At 72.6% G+C, this 19,495-nt stretch carries 15 protein-coding genes and 1 pseudogene; 4 read left to right on the plus strand and 12 right to left on the minus strand.

What is annotated here, in order from left to right; all coding sequences use genetic code 11:
• Positions 1 to 28 precede the first annotated feature (28 nt).
• Positions 29 to 373, plus strand: a pseudogene (locus EIM47_RS05825) (undecaprenyl-diphosphate phosphatase); the annotation flags it as partial.
• 57 nt (positions 374 to 430) lie between these two features.
• On the opposite strand, the gene EIM47_RS05830 reads toward EIM47_RS05825, so the two are convergent.
• From EIM47_RS05830 to EIM47_RS05870, 9 genes are all read right to left on the minus strand, one after another.
• Positions 431 to 1,033, minus strand: a complete 603-nt coding sequence (locus EIM47_RS05830; protein ID WP_125076374.1) for a GyrI-like domain-containing protein — start codon at positions 1,031 to 1,033, stop codon at positions 431 to 433.
• Between the two features lie 19 nt (positions 1,034 to 1,052).
• Complete coding sequence (locus EIM47_RS05835) at positions 1,053 to 1,664, minus strand: YbhB/YbcL family Raf kinase inhibitor-like protein (RefSeq protein ID WP_125076375.1); 612 nt, start codon at positions 1,662 to 1,664, stop codon at positions 1,053 to 1,055.
• A gap of 73 nt (positions 1,665 to 1,737) precedes the next feature.
• A complete protein-coding gene (locus EIM47_RS05840) occupies positions 1,738 to 2,730 on the minus strand; it encodes an alpha/beta fold hydrolase (RefSeq protein ID WP_028914338.1) in 993 nt (330 codons plus the stop codon).
• Between the two features lie 81 nt (positions 2,731 to 2,811).
• Positions 2,812 to 3,621 carry a lysophospholipid acyltransferase family protein gene (locus EIM47_RS05845; RefSeq protein ID WP_019399327.1) on the minus strand — a complete coding sequence of 270 codons (810 nt, stop codon included), beginning with the start codon at positions 3,619 to 3,621 and terminating at the stop codon, positions 2,812 to 2,814.
• Between the two features lie 73 nt (positions 3,622 to 3,694).
• A complete protein-coding gene (locus EIM47_RS05850) occupies positions 3,695 to 4,138 on the minus strand; it encodes a hotdog fold thioesterase (protein ID WP_019399328.1) in 444 nt (147 codons plus the stop codon).
• Positions 4,139 to 4,183: 45 nt separating this feature from the next.
• Positions 4,184 to 6,148, minus strand: a complete 1,965-nt coding sequence (locus EIM47_RS05855) for a phospholipase D family protein (protein ID WP_019399329.1) — start codon at positions 6,146 to 6,148, stop codon at positions 4,184 to 4,186.
• Complete coding sequence (locus tag EIM47_RS05860; RefSeq protein ID WP_019399330.1) at positions 6,145 to 6,744, minus strand: YceI family protein; 600 nt, start codon at positions 6,742 to 6,744, stop codon at positions 6,145 to 6,147. Before EIM47_RS05860 ends, EIM47_RS05855 begins: the two co-directional genes overlap by 4 nt.
• A gap of 4 nt (positions 6,745 to 6,748) precedes the next feature.
• Positions 6,749 to 7,225, minus strand: coding sequence for a histidine phosphatase family protein (locus tag EIM47_RS05865; protein ID WP_019399331.1), 477 nt, complete (start codon positions 7,223 to 7,225; stop codon positions 6,749 to 6,751).
• A 25-nt stretch (positions 7,226 to 7,250) separates the two neighbouring features.
• Complete coding sequence (locus EIM47_RS05870) at positions 7,251 to 7,880, minus strand: ParA family protein (RefSeq protein WP_019399332.1); 630 nt, start codon at positions 7,878 to 7,880, stop codon at positions 7,251 to 7,253.
• Positions 7,881 to 7,989: 109 nt separating this feature from the next.
• Here EIM47_RS05870 and EIM47_RS05875 point away from each other — a divergent pair, with 109 nt between their 5' ends.
• A complete protein-coding gene (locus EIM47_RS05875) occupies positions 7,990 to 9,474 on the plus strand; it encodes an AAA family ATPase (protein WP_125076376.1) in 1,485 nt (494 codons plus the stop codon).
• A gap of 172 nt (positions 9,475 to 9,646) precedes the next feature.
• Positions 9,647 to 11,794 (plus strand): M48 family metallopeptidase, encoded by a 2,148-nt coding sequence (locus EIM47_RS05880; protein WP_164514550.1) that lies wholly within the window; start codon positions 9,647 to 9,649, stop codon positions 11,792 to 11,794.
• Positions 11,795 to 11,837: 43 nt separating this feature from the next.
• Here the strand turns inward: EIM47_RS05880 and EIM47_RS05885 are convergent, their stop codons facing one another.
• Positions 11,838 to 12,755 (minus strand): AEC family transporter, encoded by a 918-nt coding sequence (locus tag EIM47_RS05885; RefSeq protein ID WP_125076378.1) that lies wholly within the window; start codon positions 12,753 to 12,755, stop codon positions 11,838 to 11,840.
• Between the two features lie 232 nt (positions 12,756 to 12,987).
• On the opposite strand from EIM47_RS05885, the gene EIM47_RS05890 reads away from it, so the two are divergent.
• Positions 12,988 to 16,734, plus strand: a complete 3,747-nt coding sequence (locus tag EIM47_RS05890; RefSeq protein ID WP_125076379.1) for an indolepyruvate ferredoxin oxidoreductase family protein — start codon at positions 12,988 to 12,990, stop codon at positions 16,732 to 16,734.
• Between the two features lie 16 nt (positions 16,735 to 16,750).
• On the opposite strand, the gene EIM47_RS05895 is transcribed toward EIM47_RS05890, so the two are convergent.
• On the minus strand, positions 16,751 to 17,716 hold the full coding sequence (locus EIM47_RS05895) for a LacI family DNA-binding transcriptional regulator (RefSeq protein WP_240626182.1): 966 nt from the start codon (positions 17,714 to 17,716) through the stop codon (positions 16,751 to 16,753).
• Between the two features lie 98 nt (positions 17,717 to 17,814).
• The gene (locus EIM47_RS05900; protein WP_125076381.1) at positions 17,815 to 19,380 is read right to left on the minus strand and encodes a sodium/sugar symporter; all 1,566 of its coding nucleotides are present in this window, start codon (positions 19,378 to 19,380) and stop codon (positions 17,815 to 17,817) included.
• Positions 19,381 to 19,495 lie beyond the last annotated feature (115 nt).

The raw sequence follows: 19,495 nt of genomic DNA on the forward strand, positions 1-19,495 counted from the left end.
CTCGGCTGGAAGTCCGGGATACCGTGGCGTGGCCGGTGTGTTCCCCGGCACCTCGCGCTCGGCCGCGGCGATCTTCATGGCCATGCTGGCCGGCACCAGCCGGCGCGCCTCCGCCGCCGAGTTCGTGTTCCTGGTCGGCATCCCGACCATGTTCGCGGCCAGCGCCTACGCCTTCCTGGAACTGGCCATGGAAGGCGGGCTCGGCGGCGAGGACTGGGCCGGCGTGGCCCTGGCCTTCGCCGCCGCCGCCGCGACCGGTTTCGGCGTGGTGCGCTGGCTGATGGGCTACATCAAGGCCCACCGCTTCACCGGCTTCGCCGTCTACCGGATCCTGCTGGGCACCGCCCTGCTGGTGTTGATGCCGGCGCAGTAACCGCGCCGCGCGGCAGCCGCCCGCGGCCGGACACGCCGCCGCGGCCGGCATGGCGGCTCATGCCATCGGCTGGCGCAGCAGGGTCTTCAGCTTCTCCGGCCGGCTGCGGCGCGGATCGCCGAGGTAGATCTCGTGGTGGCGCCCGCGCAGCGCCGAACGCTCGCAGATCCAGGCGTGCAGGCGGGCGATGGCCAGCCCCTCGTCCCGGTACGGACCGACGTGCAGCAGCTGCGCGCAACGCCCTTCGGCGAAGCTCTCCAGGCGCAGCCGCCGCAGCGCCGGCAGCGCCTTCTTCGCGCGCACGCCGGCCACCGCTTCGGCGACCAGGTCCGCGTCCGCCTCCGGCGGCTGCATGATCATCGCGGTCCATTGCCAGGCAGCGCGGTCGCCGCGGACGAAGCTGGACAGGTCGTCCGACCACCACAGCGCCTCCAGCGGCATCACCACGTAGTCCAGCGCGCGCCGCCGCTTCAGCGCGAACTTCACCGCGTAGGCCACGGCGTACAGCGCCTCCACGGCCTCGCGCCAGGCCGGCGCGGTGTCCGGGTCGCCGCGGCCGTCGACCATCAGGAAGCCGGACGCGGGCACGTCCAGCTCGACGATGCCCGGGGCCGGCCGGTACAGCGGCCCCAGGCTGCGCTTGAGGTCGATCTTCTCCACCCCGGCGCCGCGCGCAGGCTCAGCCCAGGCGGCTGTTGAGGGTGTAGGTGCCGTGCACCGCGGCCTCGCCCAGCACGTGGCCCTGCATGGCGCGCAGCGCGTCGGCGGCGGTGAAGCGGTCGGGCACGTCCAGCCGCGGCACGTCCAGGGCGAACAGGCGGAAGAAATAGCGGTGCACGCGGGCGTCGTTGAATGGCGGGTACGGGCCGTCGTAGCCGTAGTAGTCGCCGCCCATGTGCGCGTCGCCGGCGAACCAGCCGGTGTAGTCGTTCAGCCCCTGGCGCGCGCCTTCCGGGCCCGGCGGCTGGCGCTTGCCGCCGCGGGTCGGGCGGTCGCTGCAGCTGCCGGCCTCGATCGCCACCACCGCCGGGGCGATGTCGACCATGGCCCAGTGCACGAACTCGGTGCGCGGCTGCTCCACCGGGATCTCCATGTCCTCGCGACCCACGGTCTCCGGCACGGTCGGCGCGTCCGGGTCGATGCACAGCAGCACCAGCGAGCCGGTGCCCTCCGGCACCCCGTCCCAGGCCAGGTGCGGGTTGCGGTTGCCGCCAAAGCCGTCGATCGCGCCCAGCGCGAATTCGGCGGCGATCGGGCCGCCGGCGGGGAAACTGTCGCTCCAGATGCGCATGTGTCTGCCTCCCTGTGGTGGTGGGCCACAGCGTAGCCGAGGCCGCGCCGGCGCGGACCGGAAGGCGCGGGGCTCAGCCGGCCGGCAGTGCCGCGCACAGGCGTTCGGCCACCCAGCGCTCGGCGAAACCGTCGCCGTTGAGGCTCTCCAGGAACGCGCAGTGGCCGCCCCAGGACGCCACCTCCAGCCGCGCGCAGGCCGGCAGCTGCCAGTCCTGGAAATGGTCGATCGGGATCACCGGGTCGTCGCGCGACATCAGGATGTCGGCCGGCACGTCCAGCGCGGCCAGGCGCCGGCCGGCGATCGAATAGCTGTCGAAGTAGGCCTCGACCGAGCCGAAGCCGGCGTGGCGCTGGGCCAGCCAGCCCATCAGCCCGCGCATGTCCAGGCGCAGGGTGGCGTCGTCGTAGCCGTAGCGGTCCGGGAACAGTTCGCGCTTGCGCAGCAGCGAACTGCGCCACTTGCGCCGGAAGTACCAGTCGTAGATCTGCGGCGCGCGTTCCATGTGGTCCATGGTCCTGGCCGGGTCCACCAGCGGGCAGACCGCGGCGATGTGGCGCAGCGGCAGCCCCGCCACCGCCGCGCGCAGGCCCAGGCGCAGGGCGAAGTTGCCGCCCAGCGAGTAGCCGGCCACCACCAGGTCGCGCACCCGCAGCCGCGCCACCATGTCGGCGGCCGCGTGCACCACCTCGTCCAGGCGGTTGGAGTGGAACAGGTCCTCGTTGAGGTGGTGGGTGCCGCCGTGGTCGCGGAAGTTCAGGCGGAACACTTCCAGCCCGCAGCCGAGCAGGCGCGCGGCGGCCATGCGCATGTACCCGGACTCGGCGCTGCCTTCCCAGCCATGCAGCAGCAGGGCCATGCCGCGCGGTTGCACGCCCGGCACCCGGCTGTGCCAGCCCTGCAGGCGCACGCCGTTGCCGCCGTCCAGGATCAGTTCGCGGGTCTGGGCGCCGCTGGCGGCCAGCGCGCGCAGGCCGCGGTGGCGGCGCAGGGCGCTGGAGCCCAGCACCGACTGCACGTGCGGATTGCGCAGCAGGCGCGGCGGCTGGAAGTCGGCGGCGGTCAGCATCCGGGGGAGCGGGACTTGCAGTTTCACCGGCAATCATTCGCCGGACGACGCGGACGGCGCAAGTGCCCGGCGCCCGGATCAGCGTTCCATCACCGCCACGATGCGTTCGCGCGACAACTCGGCCAGGCGGCGGCGCCCCTCGACCTGGCCCGGCGCGATCGGCTCGAGGAAATGCACCTCGGCGCGCCGCGCCGGTTCGCCCAGCAGGCGCAGGAAGTTGGCCACGAAGCTCTCGCGCGGACCGAACGCCACCACCGTCTGCGCGTCACCGCGCTCGCCGTAGCGCAGCGCCACCGGCTGCACCGGCACGCCGGCCTCGACCGCGGCCTGGAAGATGCGCGCGTGGAACGGGCCGACCGCGCTGCCGTCGCGGGTGCGCCCTTCCGGGAACACGCCGACCGCGCGGCCCTGGCGCAGGCGCTCGAGCATCACCGCGATCACCCCGGCCAGCGAGTCGGTGTTGCCGCGCTGGTGGTAGATGGTCTGGCCCAGGGTGGCCAGCCAGCCGACCACCGGCCAGCCGGCGATCTCGCGCTTGGCGACGAAGCCCATCATGCGCTGGCTGTGCAGCATCTCGATGTCGACCCAGCTGACGTGGTTGGCCACGAACAGCACCGGCCCCGGCAGCGGCTGGCCGATCCGCACCAGGCGGAAGCCGAACACCCACATCAGCCCGCCCGACCAGGCGCGCACCGCGCGGTCGCCCAGGGTCTCGCCGCCCCAGCGCAGGCGCGCCAGCGGCGTGACCTGGCACAGCACGGTCAGCGGCAGCGGCAGCAGCAGGTGCAGCAGCAGCAGCGGGACGCGGTAGAGGTAGCGGAACAGGCGGGCAACGCCGGATCCGGGCCGGGCACGGCGCCGGGCGGCTCGTGGGGGAGCGTGGTCCATAGGACGCGCACGATACCGGATGCGGCGCCCGGTTGGGGATGGGCGCCGGCTTTGCCGCGGCGACGGCGCCGGATCAGGCCGCGCCGGCCTGCGGCGCGGCCACCGCGACCACCGCCAGGGTCAGGCGCGAGACGCAGGCCGGGCGCCCGCGTCCGTCCTCGATGCGGATGTCCCAGACCTGGGTGCTGCGGCCCACGTGCACCGCCTTCGCGGTGCCGGTGACCACGCCCTCGCGCACCGCGCGCAGGTGGTTGGCGTTGATCTCCAGGCCCACCGCCTGCTGCACGCGGGTGTCCAGGCACAGGTTGCCGGCGCTGCTGCCCAGGGTCTCGGCCAGCACCACCGAGGCGCCGCCGTGGAGCAGGCCGTACGGCTGGCGGGTGAAGCCCGCCACCGGCATGGTCGCCTGCAGCCAGTCGTCGCCGGCGGCGGTGAACACGATGCCCAGGTGCTCGATCAGGGTGCCGCGGCTGAGGCGGTTGAGTTCGTCCAGGTCGACCGGACCACGGAACACCATCGGTGCTGCTCCTGCGCGGAAGGGGCGGCGATTATCGCCGCCGGCTCAGAGGATCGGCACCAGGCCGGCACCGAAGGCGGTCAGCATGCGGGTCAGGATCGAGCGCGGGCCGAGGCTGACCTCGGGGAAGTCGCCGACCGCCACGTAGCACTGGTGGAAGCGCGGGTCGCGCCGCGGCAGCGGCCGCGGGCACTCCGGGCCGGGCTGGAACACGTAGTTGGTGGCGTAGCGCCACGGCCACAGGTCCAGTACCGGCGACTTCTCCAGCACCTTGTTCATGCTGTAGTTGAGCCCGGACAGCACCGGCGGCCGCGCGCGCGGGGCCACGGTCCAGGAGTTCCCGGGGGCGATGTCGCGCTCGATGCTGGCGGCCAGGGCGCCGGCGAAGGCCGGGTCCTCGATCACCACCACGCCCTCGGTGTTGTAGGTCTCGCTGCGCGGGTCGAAGTTGTGGGTGCCGATCACCGCGATGCGGCGGTCGATCACCATCGACTTGGCGTGCAGGCCCATGCGCGGGCGCTTGCCCTGGGCGCGCACCGGCACCGGGCGGTTGGCCGGGTGGCTGGTGCTCAGCAGCGAGGGCCGGCTCTCGGTGCGCAGCTTGTCGCGCACCTGCCGGCGGTCGTCGTCGGCGCGGCCGCGCCCGCCGCCGGAGCCGGAGACCGCACCGGGCAGTTCGCTGCGCGGCACCGAAGGATCCTGCGTCTCGGCGTCGCCCGGCTGCCAGGCGCCCAGCGCCGGGTCCACCGGCGGGTCCTCGGGGAACGGCCGGTACTCGTAGATGTCGAAGCCCAGCTCGCGCACGTTGCGGCGCTTGTACTTGTAGCTGAGCGCGTAGACGATCGCGTTGTCGGTGGCCGCCAGGCTGTTGGTCGAGGCCACCACCCGCGGTGGCCGCTCGCGCTGGCGCAGCTGGCGGAAGATCTCCACCGCGCTGTCGGACAGCACCAGGTACGGGGTCTGCAGCAGCACTTCCTCGCGTGCCTGCGCCAGCAGCCCGGCCAGCCCGGAGGCGCCGCTGACCCGGCTCTCGCCCTCGCGGTGCTTCTTCGGCACGTCGGCCAGGTACTCCACCGGGCCCACCGCCATCGCGCGCCGGGCCAGGCGCTCCTCCACCAGCCCGGCGTCGGCCGCCGCCTGGCGCATCCGCTCCACCCGTTCCGGGCGCGCCGGCGTGGCCGGCGGCATCTCCGGCACGCCGGAGGACAGCAGCAGCCGGGCCACGTCGTCCAGCCGCTCCACCGGCACGCTGCGGCGGTCGTTCCAGTAGGCGGCGAAGTTGCGCTGCATCTCGCGCACCACCGGCCCGGCCACCAGCACGTCGCGGTCGCGGAAGTTGTACTGGCTGTCCCAGTCGTAGTAGTCGTCCTGGTAGTTGCGCCCGCCGGAGATGCCGACCGCGTCGTCGATCACCAGCAGCTTGTTGTGCATGCGCTGGTTGAAGCGGCGGAAGCAGCAGATCACGCTGGCCGCGTAGTGCAGGTAGTTGGGCTTGGCGCGGCCGAAGGTCGGGTTGTAGATGCGCAGCTCCAGGTTCTGGTGCGCGCCGGCCAGGGCGGCCAGGATGCGGAGGTCGGCGATCGCCGAGAGCTGGTCGATCAGCACCCGCACCTTGACCCCGCGGCGGGCCGCGGCCAGCAGTTCGTCCAGCACCAGGCGCGCGCTGTCGTCCTTGTCGAAGATGTAGGTCTGCAGGTCGATGCGGCGGGTGGCGCTGCGCATCAGGTTGATCCGCGCCAGCAGCGCCTCGCCGCCCTCGTCCAGGATCAGCGCGCGGTGCCGGGTGCGGCCGTCGGGCGCGCTGGCGGTCTCGGCGAAGGCCTCGCCGGCCAGTTCGCGCAGCGGCGAGGGGGCGGCGCAGCGGTCGGCGCGCTCGCAGTCCAGCTGCGCGTCGCGCCCGGCCACCGCCACCGCCGCGGCCTGCTCGCGCAGCTGCGGGCTCAGGGTGCTGCAGGCGCTGGCCGCCAGCGCCAGCAACGCGGCCAGCAGTGGCCGGGTCCAGGCCCTCACCGCGGCCCCGCCTCGCGCAGGCGCACCTGCATGGTGAAGCGCACCCGCTCGGACAGCACCAGCTGCCAGTCGCCCATGCCGTAGTCGCTGCGCACGATGTCGCCCTCCACCTGCACCGCGCAGTCCAGGCCGGGACGGGCGCAGGGCGCCGGCTGCACCTCCAGCACCTCGCCGCGGGTCGCGCCGCGCAGGGTCAGGCGCCCGTGCAGGCGGCCGCCGCGGGCCAGCGCGTCCGGCGGGAAGGGGTCGGAGACGAATTCCATCCAGGGGTACCGCAGGGTGTCGAAGAAGGCCTCGCCGCGCATCCAGCCGGTGTAGCGCGGCTTGCCCGGGATCTCGGCGGAGGCGGTGGAAATCCGCAAGCGTACCCGGTGGCGGCCGTCGGGCAAGAGGTCGACCAGGCCCTCGTAGCGCGGGAACTGGCCGCGCAGGCGCTGGCCGACGCGGGTGCGCACCTCGAATTCCAGCCGGCTGTGGACGGTATCCAGCTCGTACAGCGTCACCGCCGGCGCGGCGACGGCGGCCGGCTCCTGCACCGCCGCCGCGGCGAGCGCGGGCCACAACGCCAGGGCCAGCAACCAGCGCGGGTACCGCATCCGCTCAAGGCCACCAGAATGCGGTCAGGCGGCCCACGCCCGGTTCCACTGGCTGCGCGGTCGGCAGCGACAGCACCGCCAGCCCGGCCGGGGGCATGCCGCGGTATTCGTCCGAACGGCCGCTGTCGAGCAGGGCCACCAGCCGCTCCAGGCCCGGGTTGTGGCCGACCAGCATCAGCCGCTCCACCTCCTGCTGCTCGTCCAGCAGGCCGATCAGGGTGCCGGGGGTGGCCTCGTAGATCGATCCTTCCAGGCGCTGCTCGGCGTAGCCGGTGACCGCCAGCACCGCTTCCAGGGTTTCGCGCGCGCGCCTCGCCGGCGAGCACAGCACGCGGTCCGGCAGCAGGCCGTGGGCCAGCAGCCAGCGCCCGGCGGCCTCGGCCTCGGCCAGGCCGTGGGCCGACAGCGGGCGGTCGATGTCGGCCTGGCCGGGGGCCCCGGGTTCGGCATGGGCATGGCGCAGCAGGATCAGTTCACGCACGGGATGTCCTCGCAGAGGCGGGAGGTCAGGCCTGGTCCAGCCACTGCAGCAGTGGCTCCCAGTCGCCCTGGTGGTCGCGCACCTGCGCGGAGTGGTAGTCGAACAGGCTGCGGCCCAGGCCCACCAGCACGGTGTAGGCCTGGGTGTCGCGCAGCTGCGCCACCAGCGGATAGGGCCAATCGGACAGCATCTGCACCGCCTGCTGGCTGGTGTTGGTCCACGGCTTGCTGCGGTTGAGCACCAGCCCCACCGGAAGGCGCCGGGCGTGGACCCGCGGCACCTTGGCCAGGGTGTTGAGGAAGGCCACGGTGGCCTCGATGTCCAGCGCCGAGGGCTGCAGCGGCACCACCACCGCGTCGGCGCGTTCCAGGAAGCGCTCCAGGTCGGCGGCCAGGGCGCCGGCGGCGGCGTCGACCACCACCAGGTCGGCGTCGGCCGGCAGCCGCTCCCAGCCGCGGCGGGTGCTGGCGTCCACCGGCAGCACGGCGCTGTCCAGGGCGGCGCGGCGCTGCGCCCAGCGGGTGGCCGATCCCTGCGGGTCGGCGTCGGCCAGGACTGTCCGCCGGCCCTGCAGTGCCGCGTGCGCCGCCAGATGGGTGGCGATCGTGGTCTTGCCCACGCCGCCCTTGGACCCGGCCACCAGGATCGTCTTCATCCGCCGCTTGCTCCCATTGGGCTGGCCGCAGGTTACACCGCCCCCGGTGGAGGCGGTAGGAAGCCCGGCGGGTTGCTATCTTTCCCCGCCTCCCCGACACGGACGTGCCATGAGCCAGCTGCAGAACCTGACCGCCCTGATCCGCGCCAACACGCCGCTGGTGGTGGTCGAGACCCGCGACGAGGACCGGGTGGTGGAGCTGTTCCGGCAGTCGCTGCTGCACGTGTGGCGGGCCCTGCACCGCTGGACCATCACCGAGGGCCTGCGCCGCCTGGACCTGGACCGCGAGGATCCGCCGCAGGGCCCGCCGGACGCCTCCTCGGTGCTGCGCGCGATCCAGGAGGCCGACCAGCGCGGCATCTACCTGCTGCTCGACTTCCACCCCTACCTGGGCTACGCCAGCCACCAGCGCCTGCTGCGCGACATCCTCCAGCGCCGCCACTGCCAGCCGCACGTAATCGTGCTGGTCGGGGCGAAGGTGGAACTGCCGCCGGAGCTGGAAGCCATGGCGGTGCGCTTCACCCCGCGCCTGCCGGACGCGGCGGCGCTGCTGAAGCTGGTGCGCGAGGAGGCGGAGGCCTACGCCCGCGAGAACGGCGGGCGCCGGGTGGAGGTCGAGGCCGAGGCGGTGCAGCAGATCGTGCGCCACCTGCAGGGGCTGGACCTGCACGACGCCCGCCGCATCGCCCGCCAGCTGATCCACGCCGACGGTGCGCTCACCGCCTCGGACCTGCCGCAGCTGGCCAGGCTGAAGTTCGAACTGCTCAACCGCAGCGGCCACCTGCACTACGAATACGACGCGGCGGCCATGGACGAAGTCGCCGGCGCGCGCCGGCTCAAGCGCTGGGTGCAGCTGCGCCAGGCCGCGTTCGCCGGCAGCCCGCCGCCGGGGCTGGAGCCGCCGCGCGGGATCCTGTTGCTGGGCGTGCAGGGCTGCGGCAAGTCGCTGCTGGCCAAGGCCATCGCCGGCGGCTTCGGGGTGCCGCTGCTGCGCCTGGACTTCGGCACCCTGTACGCCAAGTACCACGGCGAGACCGAACAGAACCTGCGCACGGCGCTGGCCTCGGCCGACCAGCTGGCGCCGTGCGTGCTGTGGATCGACGAGATCGAGAAGGGCGTGGCCGCCGACTCCGGCGATGGCGACGGCGGCGTCTCGCGCCGGGTACTGGGCTACCTGCTGACCTGGATGGCCGAGCGCAAGGCGCCGGTGTTCCTGGTGGCCACCGCCAACCAGGTCCAGCACCTGCCGGCCGAGCTGCTGCGCAAGGGCCGCTTCGACGAGATCTTCTTCGTCGACCTGCCCGACCCCTCCACCCGGGTGGAACTGCTGCGCATCCACCTGGCCGCGCGCGGGCTGCAGCCGCAGGGCTTCAACCTGTCGGCGCTGGCGGCCGCGACCGAGGGCTTCTCCGGCGCAGAGCTCGAGCAGGCCATCGTCTCCGGCCTGTATGCCGCTCACGCCGAGCAGCGTCCGCTGGACACCACCCTGCTGATGGACGAGATCCGCGCCACCCGCCCGCTGTCGGTGCTGATGGCCGAGCAGGTCCGCGCGCTGCGCGAATGGGCCCTGCCGCGCACCGTGCCGGCGGACTGAGCCGCGCCGCCGGTTCGCGCCGCGCCGCGCGCTTGGCTATGCTCGGGCGCGGCGGCCAGGGGGGCCAGGCCGCCGCAGCCGAACCATGGAACAGGTCCGCGGGCAGGGGAAGACGCCCGTGGCGGCGCGGCTGGCATGCATGCGCCCTGCCATCGCAAGGAGGCCTGGCACGATGTCCTCGATTCCCGCCGGCATGCCCGCCGGCAACGCCGTAGCGCCCACCACGCAGCTGCGCCAGCTGCGTCCCGGTTCGATCCCGCGCCCGCCGCGCAAGCCGCTGTACGACCTGCTGCTGTGGCTGGTGGCGGTGCTGTCCTGCCTGATACCCCTGGCCTACCTGGGCCTGGTCGCCGGGCTGGCCTGGCTGGGCGTGCACTACTACCTGGAGTGGGCCCCGCGCAGCGGCCACGGCATGCTGCGCCTGGTCGGCTGGACCGCGCCGGGCTTCATCATCGGCGTGCTGGTGGTGTTCCTGCTCAAGCCGTTCTTCGCCCCGCGCACCCGCGCCCCGGAACCGGTACGCCTGGAACCGGAACAGGACCCCGGCTTCACCGCCGCGGTGCACGCGCTGTGCGCGGCCATCGGCATCCGTCCGCCGCGCGCGATCCACCTCACCCACCAGGTCAACGCCTGGGTGCAGTTCGTGCCCGGCCCGGCCGGCCTGCTCGGCGGCGCGCGCACCCTCACCATCGGCCTGCCGCTGGTGGCGGGCATGAGCGCGCGCGAGCTGGTCGGGGTGCTGGCCCACGAGTTCGGCCACTTCGCCCAGCGCGGCGGCATGCGCGCGGCGCACCTGATCAACCGGGTGAACTACTGGCTGGAGTCGCGCGCCTACCAGGACGATGCCTGGGATGGGCGCCTGCGGCGCTGGCTGGAGGACGAGGAAATGGGCGGCATCGTCCACCTCACCTGCCTGGCGACCCTGGCCTGCCTGTGGGCCACGCGCCTGCTGCTGCGCGGGATGTTCCAGCTCAGCTTCCGCATGAGCCGGCGGCTGTCCCAGGAAATGGAGTTCGATGCCGACCGCTACGAGGCCACGGTCGCCGGCAGCGAGGCCTTCGCCGCGACCGCGCTGCGCATGCGCGCGCTGGAACATGCCTGGCACGAGGTCGACCGGCTCAACCGCAAGGCCTGGGGCGAAGGCCGCCTGGTCGACGACCTGCCCGGCGCCACCGCCCAGCGCCTGCAGCAGTGGGGCAGGCAGGACTGGGAATCGGTCGAGGCCCAGTTGCAGTCCGACGACACCACGCGCTACTGGGATTCGCATCCGGCCGACCAGGCCCGGATCGCGAACGCGCAGGCGCTGCAGGCGCCGGGCATCTTCCGCGACGACCGTCCCGCCGCCGCGCTGTTCGCCGACTTCCCCGCGCTGTGCCGCCAGGTCACCGCCCACTACTACGCCGGCATGGAGCTGGACTACGGCCCGCGCCAGCTGATCGGCGCGGCCGAGCTGCTCGGCCGCGGCCGCCTGGCCGACGCCACCGCCGCGGCCTGGCAGCGCTACACCAACGGCATGCTCGGCAGCGTGCCGCTGCTGGACCCGGCCGAAGCCGGCCTGCTGCCGGCGGCGGCCTTCGACTGGCAGGGCAGCGTGGACGAACTGCGCCGCCTCGGCCCGGAAGCGACCGGCCTGTGGCAGCGCCTGGACCGCCTGCGCGAGCGCGCCGACGCCCTGGCGCTGTGGATCGCCCTGCTCGACCAGGAAGAAGACTTCGTGATGCCCGACGGCAGCCCGCCCGACCCCGGCGCGCTGCGCGCCGAATACGGCGCCTGCGTGGCCGCGGATACCCCGGACCTGCGCCTGGCCCGGCGCATCCTGGCGGTGTTCGCGCGGCGCCTGCGGCACGCGGTGGACACCCTGGAAGGCGCGGCCCGCGACGAGGCCGAGGCGCGCCTGGCGCTGCTGGCCAGGATGCACGCGCACTGGCCGGAGCTGGCGCGCACCCTGCAGGAGGCGCGGGTGTGCATGCGCATGCACGCCGGCATGGGCAGCGGCGACGAAGTGCTGCGGCCGCGCGTGCATGCGCGCGCCGAGCGCTGCCGCGAGCAGGTGGGCGCCCTGCTCGGCAGGCTCGACGACGCCGTCCCCGGCAGCGGGCAGCCGCTGGGCCAGCTGCTGCTCAAGCGCTGCGGCCACTACTCCAGCGCCGGCGCCGACCCGTTCGCGTTTGCGCGCGCCGTGCTGCCACTGGAGGACGCGTTCCTGGACCTGTACCGGCAGCAGCTGGCGGCGCTGGTGGAAACCGCCGATTTGGCCGAACGCACCCACGGCATCCGCCCGATCCGGCTGTTCGCGGCGCCGGCGGCGGTCGAAGCCTGAGCCCGGCGCGCGCGGCGCGGCGGCGATGCCCCGCCGCGCCGCCTCAGCCGTGGAACCGGCCCAGCAGCCAGACCCAGGCCGGCAGCGTGGCCAGGCATACGACGATGCCGTAGCCGACCAGGCCCGCGCACAGCCGCGGCGCCAGGCCATGGGCCATGGCCAGGGCCGCGACGGAGACCATGGTCGGCATCGCCGATTCGAGCACGTTGGCGCGCAGCATCAGCGGCGGCATGCCGAACAGCAGCGACAGCGGCAGGGCGATGGCCGGCATCACCACCAGCTTGAGCGCCAGGCCGGTGGCCAGCGGGCCCAGCTCCTCGCGCGGCAGGCGCAGGCGGATCGACAGGCCCACCGCCAGCATCACCAGCGGCAGCATGGCGTCGGCCAGCCGCTGCAGCCCGGCGCCGATCCAGTGCGGCGGCTCGGCCGGCATCAGGGTCAGGCCCAGCAGCAGCGCCCAGGCCGGCGGGAAGCGCGCGATCCGCAGCGCCACCTGGCGCGGGCCCGGCGGCGCGTCGCCGCTGTAGCGCGCGCACACGTACAGGCCCAGGGTGGACAGCATCACGAAGGTGCCGAACTGGTCGTACACCACCGCGTACTGCACCGCGCTCTCGCCCAGCAGCGCGCGCACCATCGGATAGCCGAGGAAGCTGGTGTTGCCCAGGCCCACGCACAGCAGCAGCACCGCGTACTGCTCGCGGCCGAACTTCCACAGGCGCGCGGCCAGGCCCACCAGCAGCCAGGTCGCGCCCATCAGCAGCCAGGGCGTGAGCGCCATGCCCAGCAGCGACCATTGCAGGTGCAGGCGCGGCACGTACAGCAGCACCGCGGCGGGCAGGCAGACGTAGAGCACCACCAGGTTGAGCACCTCGGACGCATTGTCCGGCAGCAGGGTGGTGCGGCCCATGGCCATGCCGAGGGCGAGCATGGCCAGGATCAGTGCGAATGCGTCCAATGCCATGGCGTGCCTCAGCGGCTCCCGGCATCGGCAGGTTGGCAATCCGGATCGGTTCCGGCTTGCGCATGCATGCGGTTCATCGGGGAAAGCGGGATGTGGGGGGCGCCTATTGTCCCACTTCGTGGCCGCCGCGGCACGGGTTCGCGCCGCAGTGTGTCATGCCCGTCCATGCGCGCTTGTTTATGATGTTGCGCTACAGCCGGGCGCCCGGCCCAGCCCACGCTCCAGGCCTGTCATGACCAGCACCGCCGAACTGACTTCGCCCGCGTCCGCCGACCAGCCCGGGCTCGCCACCTTCGACGCCGACTACACCCTGGAACACCGCTACACGCGCCGCGACGGCCGCGTCTACCTCAGCGGCGTGCAGGCGCTGGTACGCCTGCCGCTGATGCAGCAGCTGCGCGACGCGGCGGCCGGGCTCGACACCGCCGGCTTCATCAGCGGCTACCGCGGCAGCCCGCTGGGCGGCTTCGACCTGGAACTGTGGCGCGCGCGCAAGCACCTGGAAGCGGCCAAGGTGCGCTTCCAGCCGGGCCTCAACGAGGACCTGGGCGCGACCATGGTCTGGGGCACGCAGCAGACCAACCTGTTCCCCGGGGCGAAGGTCGATGGCGTGTACGCCATGTGGTACGGCAAGGGCCCGGGCGTGGACCGCTGCGGCGACGTGTTCAAGCACGGCAACGCCGCCGGCACCTCCAGGCATGGCGGCGTGCTGGCGCTGGCCGCCGACGACCATGCCTGCCGCAGCTCGACCCTGCCGCACGGCAGCGAGGACGAGTTCGTCAGCGCGATGATGCCGGTGCTCAACCCGGCCGGGGTGCAGGACATCCTCGACCTGGGCCTGGTCGGCTGGGCGATGAGCCGCTACACGGGGCGCTGGATCGGCTTCAAGACCATCGCCGAGACGGTGGAATCCTCCGCCTCGGTGGACGTGGACCCGTTCGCGCGCCGGATCGTGCTGCCGGAGGATTTCGAGCTGCCGCCGGGCGGACTCAACATCCGCTGGCCCGATCCGCCGCTGGACCAGGAGATGCGCCTGCACCGCTACGCGGTGCGCGCGGCGCAGGCCTTCGCCCGCGCCAACCGGGTCGACCGCATCGTGCTGGACTCGCCGCGCGCGCGGCTGGGCATCGTCACCACCGGCAAGAGCTACCTGGACGTGCTGCAGGCGCTGGAATACCTGGGCCTGGACGAGGAAGCCTGCCGCGACATCGGCATCCGCGTGTACAAGGTCGGCATGACCTGGCCGCTGGAGCCGCAGGGCATCGCCGCCTTCGCCCGCGGGCTGGAGGACATCGTCGTGGTGGAGGAAAAGCGGGCCTTCATCGAGCGGCAGATGAAGGAGCAGTTCTACAACTGGCCGGAAGCCTGGGGCCGGCGCCCGAGCATCGTCGGCAAGTACGACGAGGCCGGGGAGTGGATCCTGCCGTCCACCGGCGAGCTGACCCCGGCCACCATCGCCGGGGTGATCGGCCGCCGCATCCAGCGCTTTTTCACGACCGAATCCATCGAGCAGCGCCTGCGCTGGATGGAGGAGAAGGAGGCGGAGATGGCGCTGCCGCGCGCGCAGTTCCCGCGCGTGCCGCACTACTGTTCCGGCTGCCCGCACAACACCAGCACACGCGTGCCGGAAGGCTCGCGCGCGCTGGCGGGCATCGGCTGCCATTACATGGTCACCTGGATGGACCGCTCCACCGACACCTTCACCCACATGGGTGGCGAAGGCGTCACCTGGGCGGGCCAGGCGCCGTTCACCGAGACCGAGCACGTGTTCCAGAACCTCGGCGACGGTACCTACTTCCACAGCGGCTCGCTGGCGATCCGCCAGGCCGTCGCCGCGAAGGTGAACATCACCTACAAGATCCTCTACAACGACGCGGTGGCCATGACCGGCGGCCAGCCGGTGGACGGCACCCTGACGGTGCCGGACATCGCCTGGCAGATGCGCGCCGAGGGCATCGACACCATCGTGGTGGTCAGCGACGACATCTCGCGCTGGCACAGGCGCGAACTGTTCCCGCCGGGCGTGGAGTTCCACGACCGCAAGGAACTGGACGAAGTGCAGCGGCGCCTGCGCCAGGTCAAGGGCGTGTCGATCTTGATCTACGACCAGACCTGCGCCACCGAGAAGCGCCGCCGGCGCAAGCGCGGCAAGCTCGAGGATCCGCCGAAGCGGGTGATGGTCAACACCCTGGTGTGCGAGGGCTGCGGCGACTGCGGGCAGAAGAGCTTCTGCGTGTCGGTGCTGCCGCAGGAGACCGAGTTCGGGCGCAAGCGCCAGATCGACCAGTCCAACTGCAACAAGGACTACAGCTGCGTCGAGGGCTTCTGCCCCAGCTTCGTCACCGTGCATGGCGGCCGCCCGCGCAAGGGCCCGCGCGCGGAGGCCGCGGCCCTGCTCGACAACCTGCCCGCGCCGCAGCCGCGTACCGACCTGGAGCGGCCCTGGAACATCCTGATCACCGGCGTCGGCGGCACCGGCGTGGTGACCATCGGCGCGCTGCTGGGCATGGCCGGCCACCTGGAAGGCAAGGGCGCGACCGTGCTCGACCAGACCGGCCTGGCGCAGAAGGGCGGCGCGGTCACCACCCACGTGCGCCTGGCGCGCCGGCCGGCCGACATCCATGCCGTGCGCATTGCCGCCGGCGAGGCCGATCTGGTGCTGGGCTGCGACATGGTCGTGGTCAACGACTACTGGGCGCTGTCCAAGGTCCGCGCCGAGCGCTCGGAAGTGGTGCTCAACACCTACGAGGCCATGCCCGGCAGCTTCACCACCCAGCCTGACCTGCACTTTCCCGCGGCCGAGATCATCGCCGGAGTGAGGCTGGCCCTGGGCGGGCGCGAGCCGCGCCTGCTCGACGCCACCCAGCTGGCCACCGCGCTGCTGGGCGACGCCATCGCCACCAACCTGTTCATGCTCGGCCATGCCTGGCAGCTGGGCCTGGTGCCGCTGTCCGAGGGTGCGCTGATGCGCGCGATCGAGCTCAACGGCGCAGCGGTGGAGATGAACAAGCAGGCCTTCGCCTGGGGCCGCCTGGCCGCGGTCGACCCGGATGCGGTGGCGCGCGCCGCCGGCCTGGTGTCCAACCCGGTGACCGCCAGCGAGGGCATCGCCGACGACCTGCAGGTGCTGCCGCCCGGCGACTGGGAAGGCAGCGAATGGGGCAGCACCAGCGCGCCGCGCCCGGCCAGCGGCGGGCGCGAATGGCGCGGCCTGCCGGCCTCGGCGGCCGATGCCGCCGGCAGCGGCCAGGCTTGGCCGCTGGATGCGGCATCCGGCAACGTCGCGCCGCTGCCCCTGGACGACCTGCGCCTGTCGCGCAGCCTGGAGGAACTGGTCGAGCGCCGCCGCGTATTCCTCACCGCCTACCAGGACCGCGCCTACGCCGAGCGCTACACGAAGCTGGTGGAGAAGGTCCGCGCCGCCGAACAGGAACGCGTGCCCGGCTCCACCGCGCTGACCGAGGCGGTGGCGCGCTACGCGTTCAAGCTGATGGCCTACAAGGACGAGTACGAGGTCGCGCGCCTGTACACCGGCGGCCACTTCCAGCGCCGCCTGCAGCAGCAGTTCGAGGGCGACTACCGCCTGCATTTCCACCTCGCCCCGCCGCTGCTGGCGAAGAAGGACGAGCACGGCCGCCTGGTCAAGCGCGAGTACGGGCCGTGGGTGTTCACCGCGTTCCGCTGGCTGGCGAAGCTGAAGTTCCTGCGCGGCACCGCGTTCGATCCGTTCGGCCGCACCGCCGAGCGGCGCAAGGAGCGGCAGCTGGTGGAGGACTACTTCGCCACCATCGAGCGCCTGCTGCCGAAGCTGGACGCCGGCAACGTCGGCCTGGCCGCGCAGATCGCCTCCATTCCGGACCAGATCCGCGGCTACGGCCACGTCAAGGAAGCGCACCTGCACGCGGCCAAGGCCCGCGAAGCCGAGCTGCTGCGGCAGTGGGACGATCCGCTGCGGATCGTGGTGCGCGAGGCCGCGTGAGCGCGGCGGACCGGCCTCAGTCGGGCGGGGCCGGCCCGGTGGAATCGCGCAGCTGCAGCGCGTAGGGCATGTGCACCATGCTGCCGGCGCCGCGGTCGCGGATCGATGCCAGCAGCTGCATGGTCGCCACCTGGGCCATGTCCCGGGTCGGCTGCTGCACCGTGGTCAGCTGCGGGAAGATGTGCTTGGCGATGGGCGTGTTGTCGAAGCCGCAGACCGAGACCTGGGCAGGCACCCGCAGGCCCATCTCGCTGGCCGCGCGCATCACGCCGGCGGCCATGTCGTCGTTGGCGGCGAAGATCGCGGTGGGCCGCGGCTGCAGCGACAGCAGGCGGCGTCCCGCTTCCAGCCCGGAATCGAACGAGAACTCGCCCGGCACCACCAGTTCCGGGTCGTAGCGCAGGCCGGCGCGGCGCAGCGCGGTGCGGTAGCCGGCCAGGCGCCACTCGCTGGCGCCGTGGTCCGGATGCCCGCGCACGTGGCCGATGCGGCGGTGGCCCAGCGCCACCAGGTGCGCCACCAGCTCGCACACCGCGTCGTGCTCGTCCAGGGTCACGCCGATGCGGCCCTCGCGCTTGTACGGGGAAATGCAGGCGAACGGGATGCCGCGCTGGTCCAGGCGGTCCAGCAGGGCGTCGCTGTCGGTCAGTGGCGGGGTCAGGATCAGCCCGTCCAGGCGCGCGCCGGACAGCAGCGCGTCCACTGCCTCCACGCAGCCCGGCGCCCGGTGCGCCACCGGCTGCATGACCATGCCGTAGTGGTGCGCCTCGCAGGCATCGACCACGCCGGTGACTACCTCCATCAGGTAGTTCGGCGAGGGATTGTCGTAGAGCAGCGCCACCAGGTAGGAGCGGTTGCCGGCCAGGCTGCGCGCGGACGGGTCCGGGCGGTAGTTGAGCGCCGCCACCGCCTCGCGCACGCGCAGCCGGGTGGCCTCGCGCACGCCCGGCTCGTTGTTGAGCACGCGCGAGACGGTCTTCATCGAGACGCCGGCCGCGGCGGCCACGTCCTCGATCCGGGCCCGCGCCGGGACTGGTCCCGGGCGCGGGTCCTGCTGCCGTCCGTCGTGCGCTCCCGCGTTCACCAGAAGGTCGCGTACAGCGCCACCAGGATGGCGACCACGCCGAGGGCGCCGATGTTGAACCCGGCGGTGGTCGAATAGTCCACGTCGTCGGTGCGGATCAGGTCGCTGCCCTCGCGCTGCGCCGCGGTGGCAAGCGATACGCCCACCGCCAGCGCCAGCGCCAGCAGGAACACCAGGCCGACGCGGTCGATGAACGGCAGCCCCGGCCAGGCCAGCTTGAGCACGATCGACAGCACGAACGAGCCGATCGCCGCGGCCAGCGCGCCGGCCTGGTTGGCGCGCTTCCAGAACAGGCCCAGCACGAAGATCGCCACGATGCCCGGGGTGAAGAAGCCGGTGTATTCCTGGATGTACTGGAAGGCCTGGTCGAAGCTGCCCAGCAGCGGCTTGGCGGTGAGGATGCCGATGAGCACCGAAAGCGCGGCGGCGATGCGCCCCACCCGCACCAGCTTCGGCTGGCCGGCGTCCGGGCGCATCTTGGCGTAGAAGTCCAGGGTGAAGATGGTCGCCACCGAATTGATCTTCGACGCCAGCGAGGCCACGATCGCCGCCACCAGCGCGGCGAACACCAGGCCGAGGATGCCGCTGGGCAGCAGTCGCATCATCGTCGGATAGGCCTGGTCGGGCCGGTCCAGGGACGGCGCCAGCACCACCGCGGCGATGCCCGGCAGCACCACGATCACCGGCATCAGCAGCTTCAGGAACGCGGCGAACAGCACGCCCTTCTGCGCTTCCTTCAGGTCCTTGGCCGCCAGCGCGCGCTGGATGATGTACTGGTTGAAGCCCCAGTAGCTGACGTTCATGATCCACATGCCGCCGACCAGCACGCTGATGCCGGGCAGGTCCTTGTAGAACGGGTTGTCCGGACCGAGGATCATCTCGAAGTGGCCCGGGTGCGCGTCCCACAGGTGCTGGAAGCCGGCGAAGATGCCCTCGCCGCCGCCGATCTGCGACAGGGTCAGGCCGGTCACCATCAGGCCGCCGAGCACCAGCAGGGTGACCTGCACGATGTCGGTCAGCGCCACCGCCTTCAGCCCGCCGTACAGCTGGTACACCAGCGCGAACACGCCGATCAGCACCACCGCGGTCATCTGGTCGATGCCGGTGACCTGGTTCACCGCGATCGCGCCCAGCCACAGGATCGAGGTGATGTTCACGAACACGTACAGGCCCAGCCAGAACACGGCCATGAGCGTGCGGATGCGGGTGCCGTACCGTTCCTCGAGGAACTGCGGCATGGTGTAGATCCTGTTGCGCAGGAACACCGGCAGGAAGAACTTGCCGACGACCAGCAGCGTGGCGGCGGCCATCCATTCGTAGGAGGCGATCGCCAGGCCCAGCGCGTAGCCGGAGCCGGACATGCCGATGATCTGTTCGGCGGAGATGTTGGCCGCGATCAGCGAAGCGCCGATGGCCCACCATGGCAGGGACTTGCTGGCCAGGAAGTAGTCGGAGGCCGACTTCTGGTGGCCGGCTTTCTCGCGCGAAACCAGCTGCGCGAGGATGAAGATGCCGGCCAGGTAGGCGAGCACGATGGCGATGTCCAGCGTCGCGAGTTTCACTCCGGTTCCTCCAGATCCATTGGGCTGGCGGCGGCTGGCCGCCGTATTGCGCAGCTCCGGCGCGGAAGGTGGAACCGGGGCCACCGGCGGATCGCCGGCATCCTCCGGGCCGCGT

The organism is Pseudoxanthomonas sp. SGT-18 (genome assembly GCF_003931645.1).
GTDB lineage: Bacteria > Pseudomonadota > Gammaproteobacteria > Xanthomonadales > Xanthomonadaceae > Pseudoxanthomonas.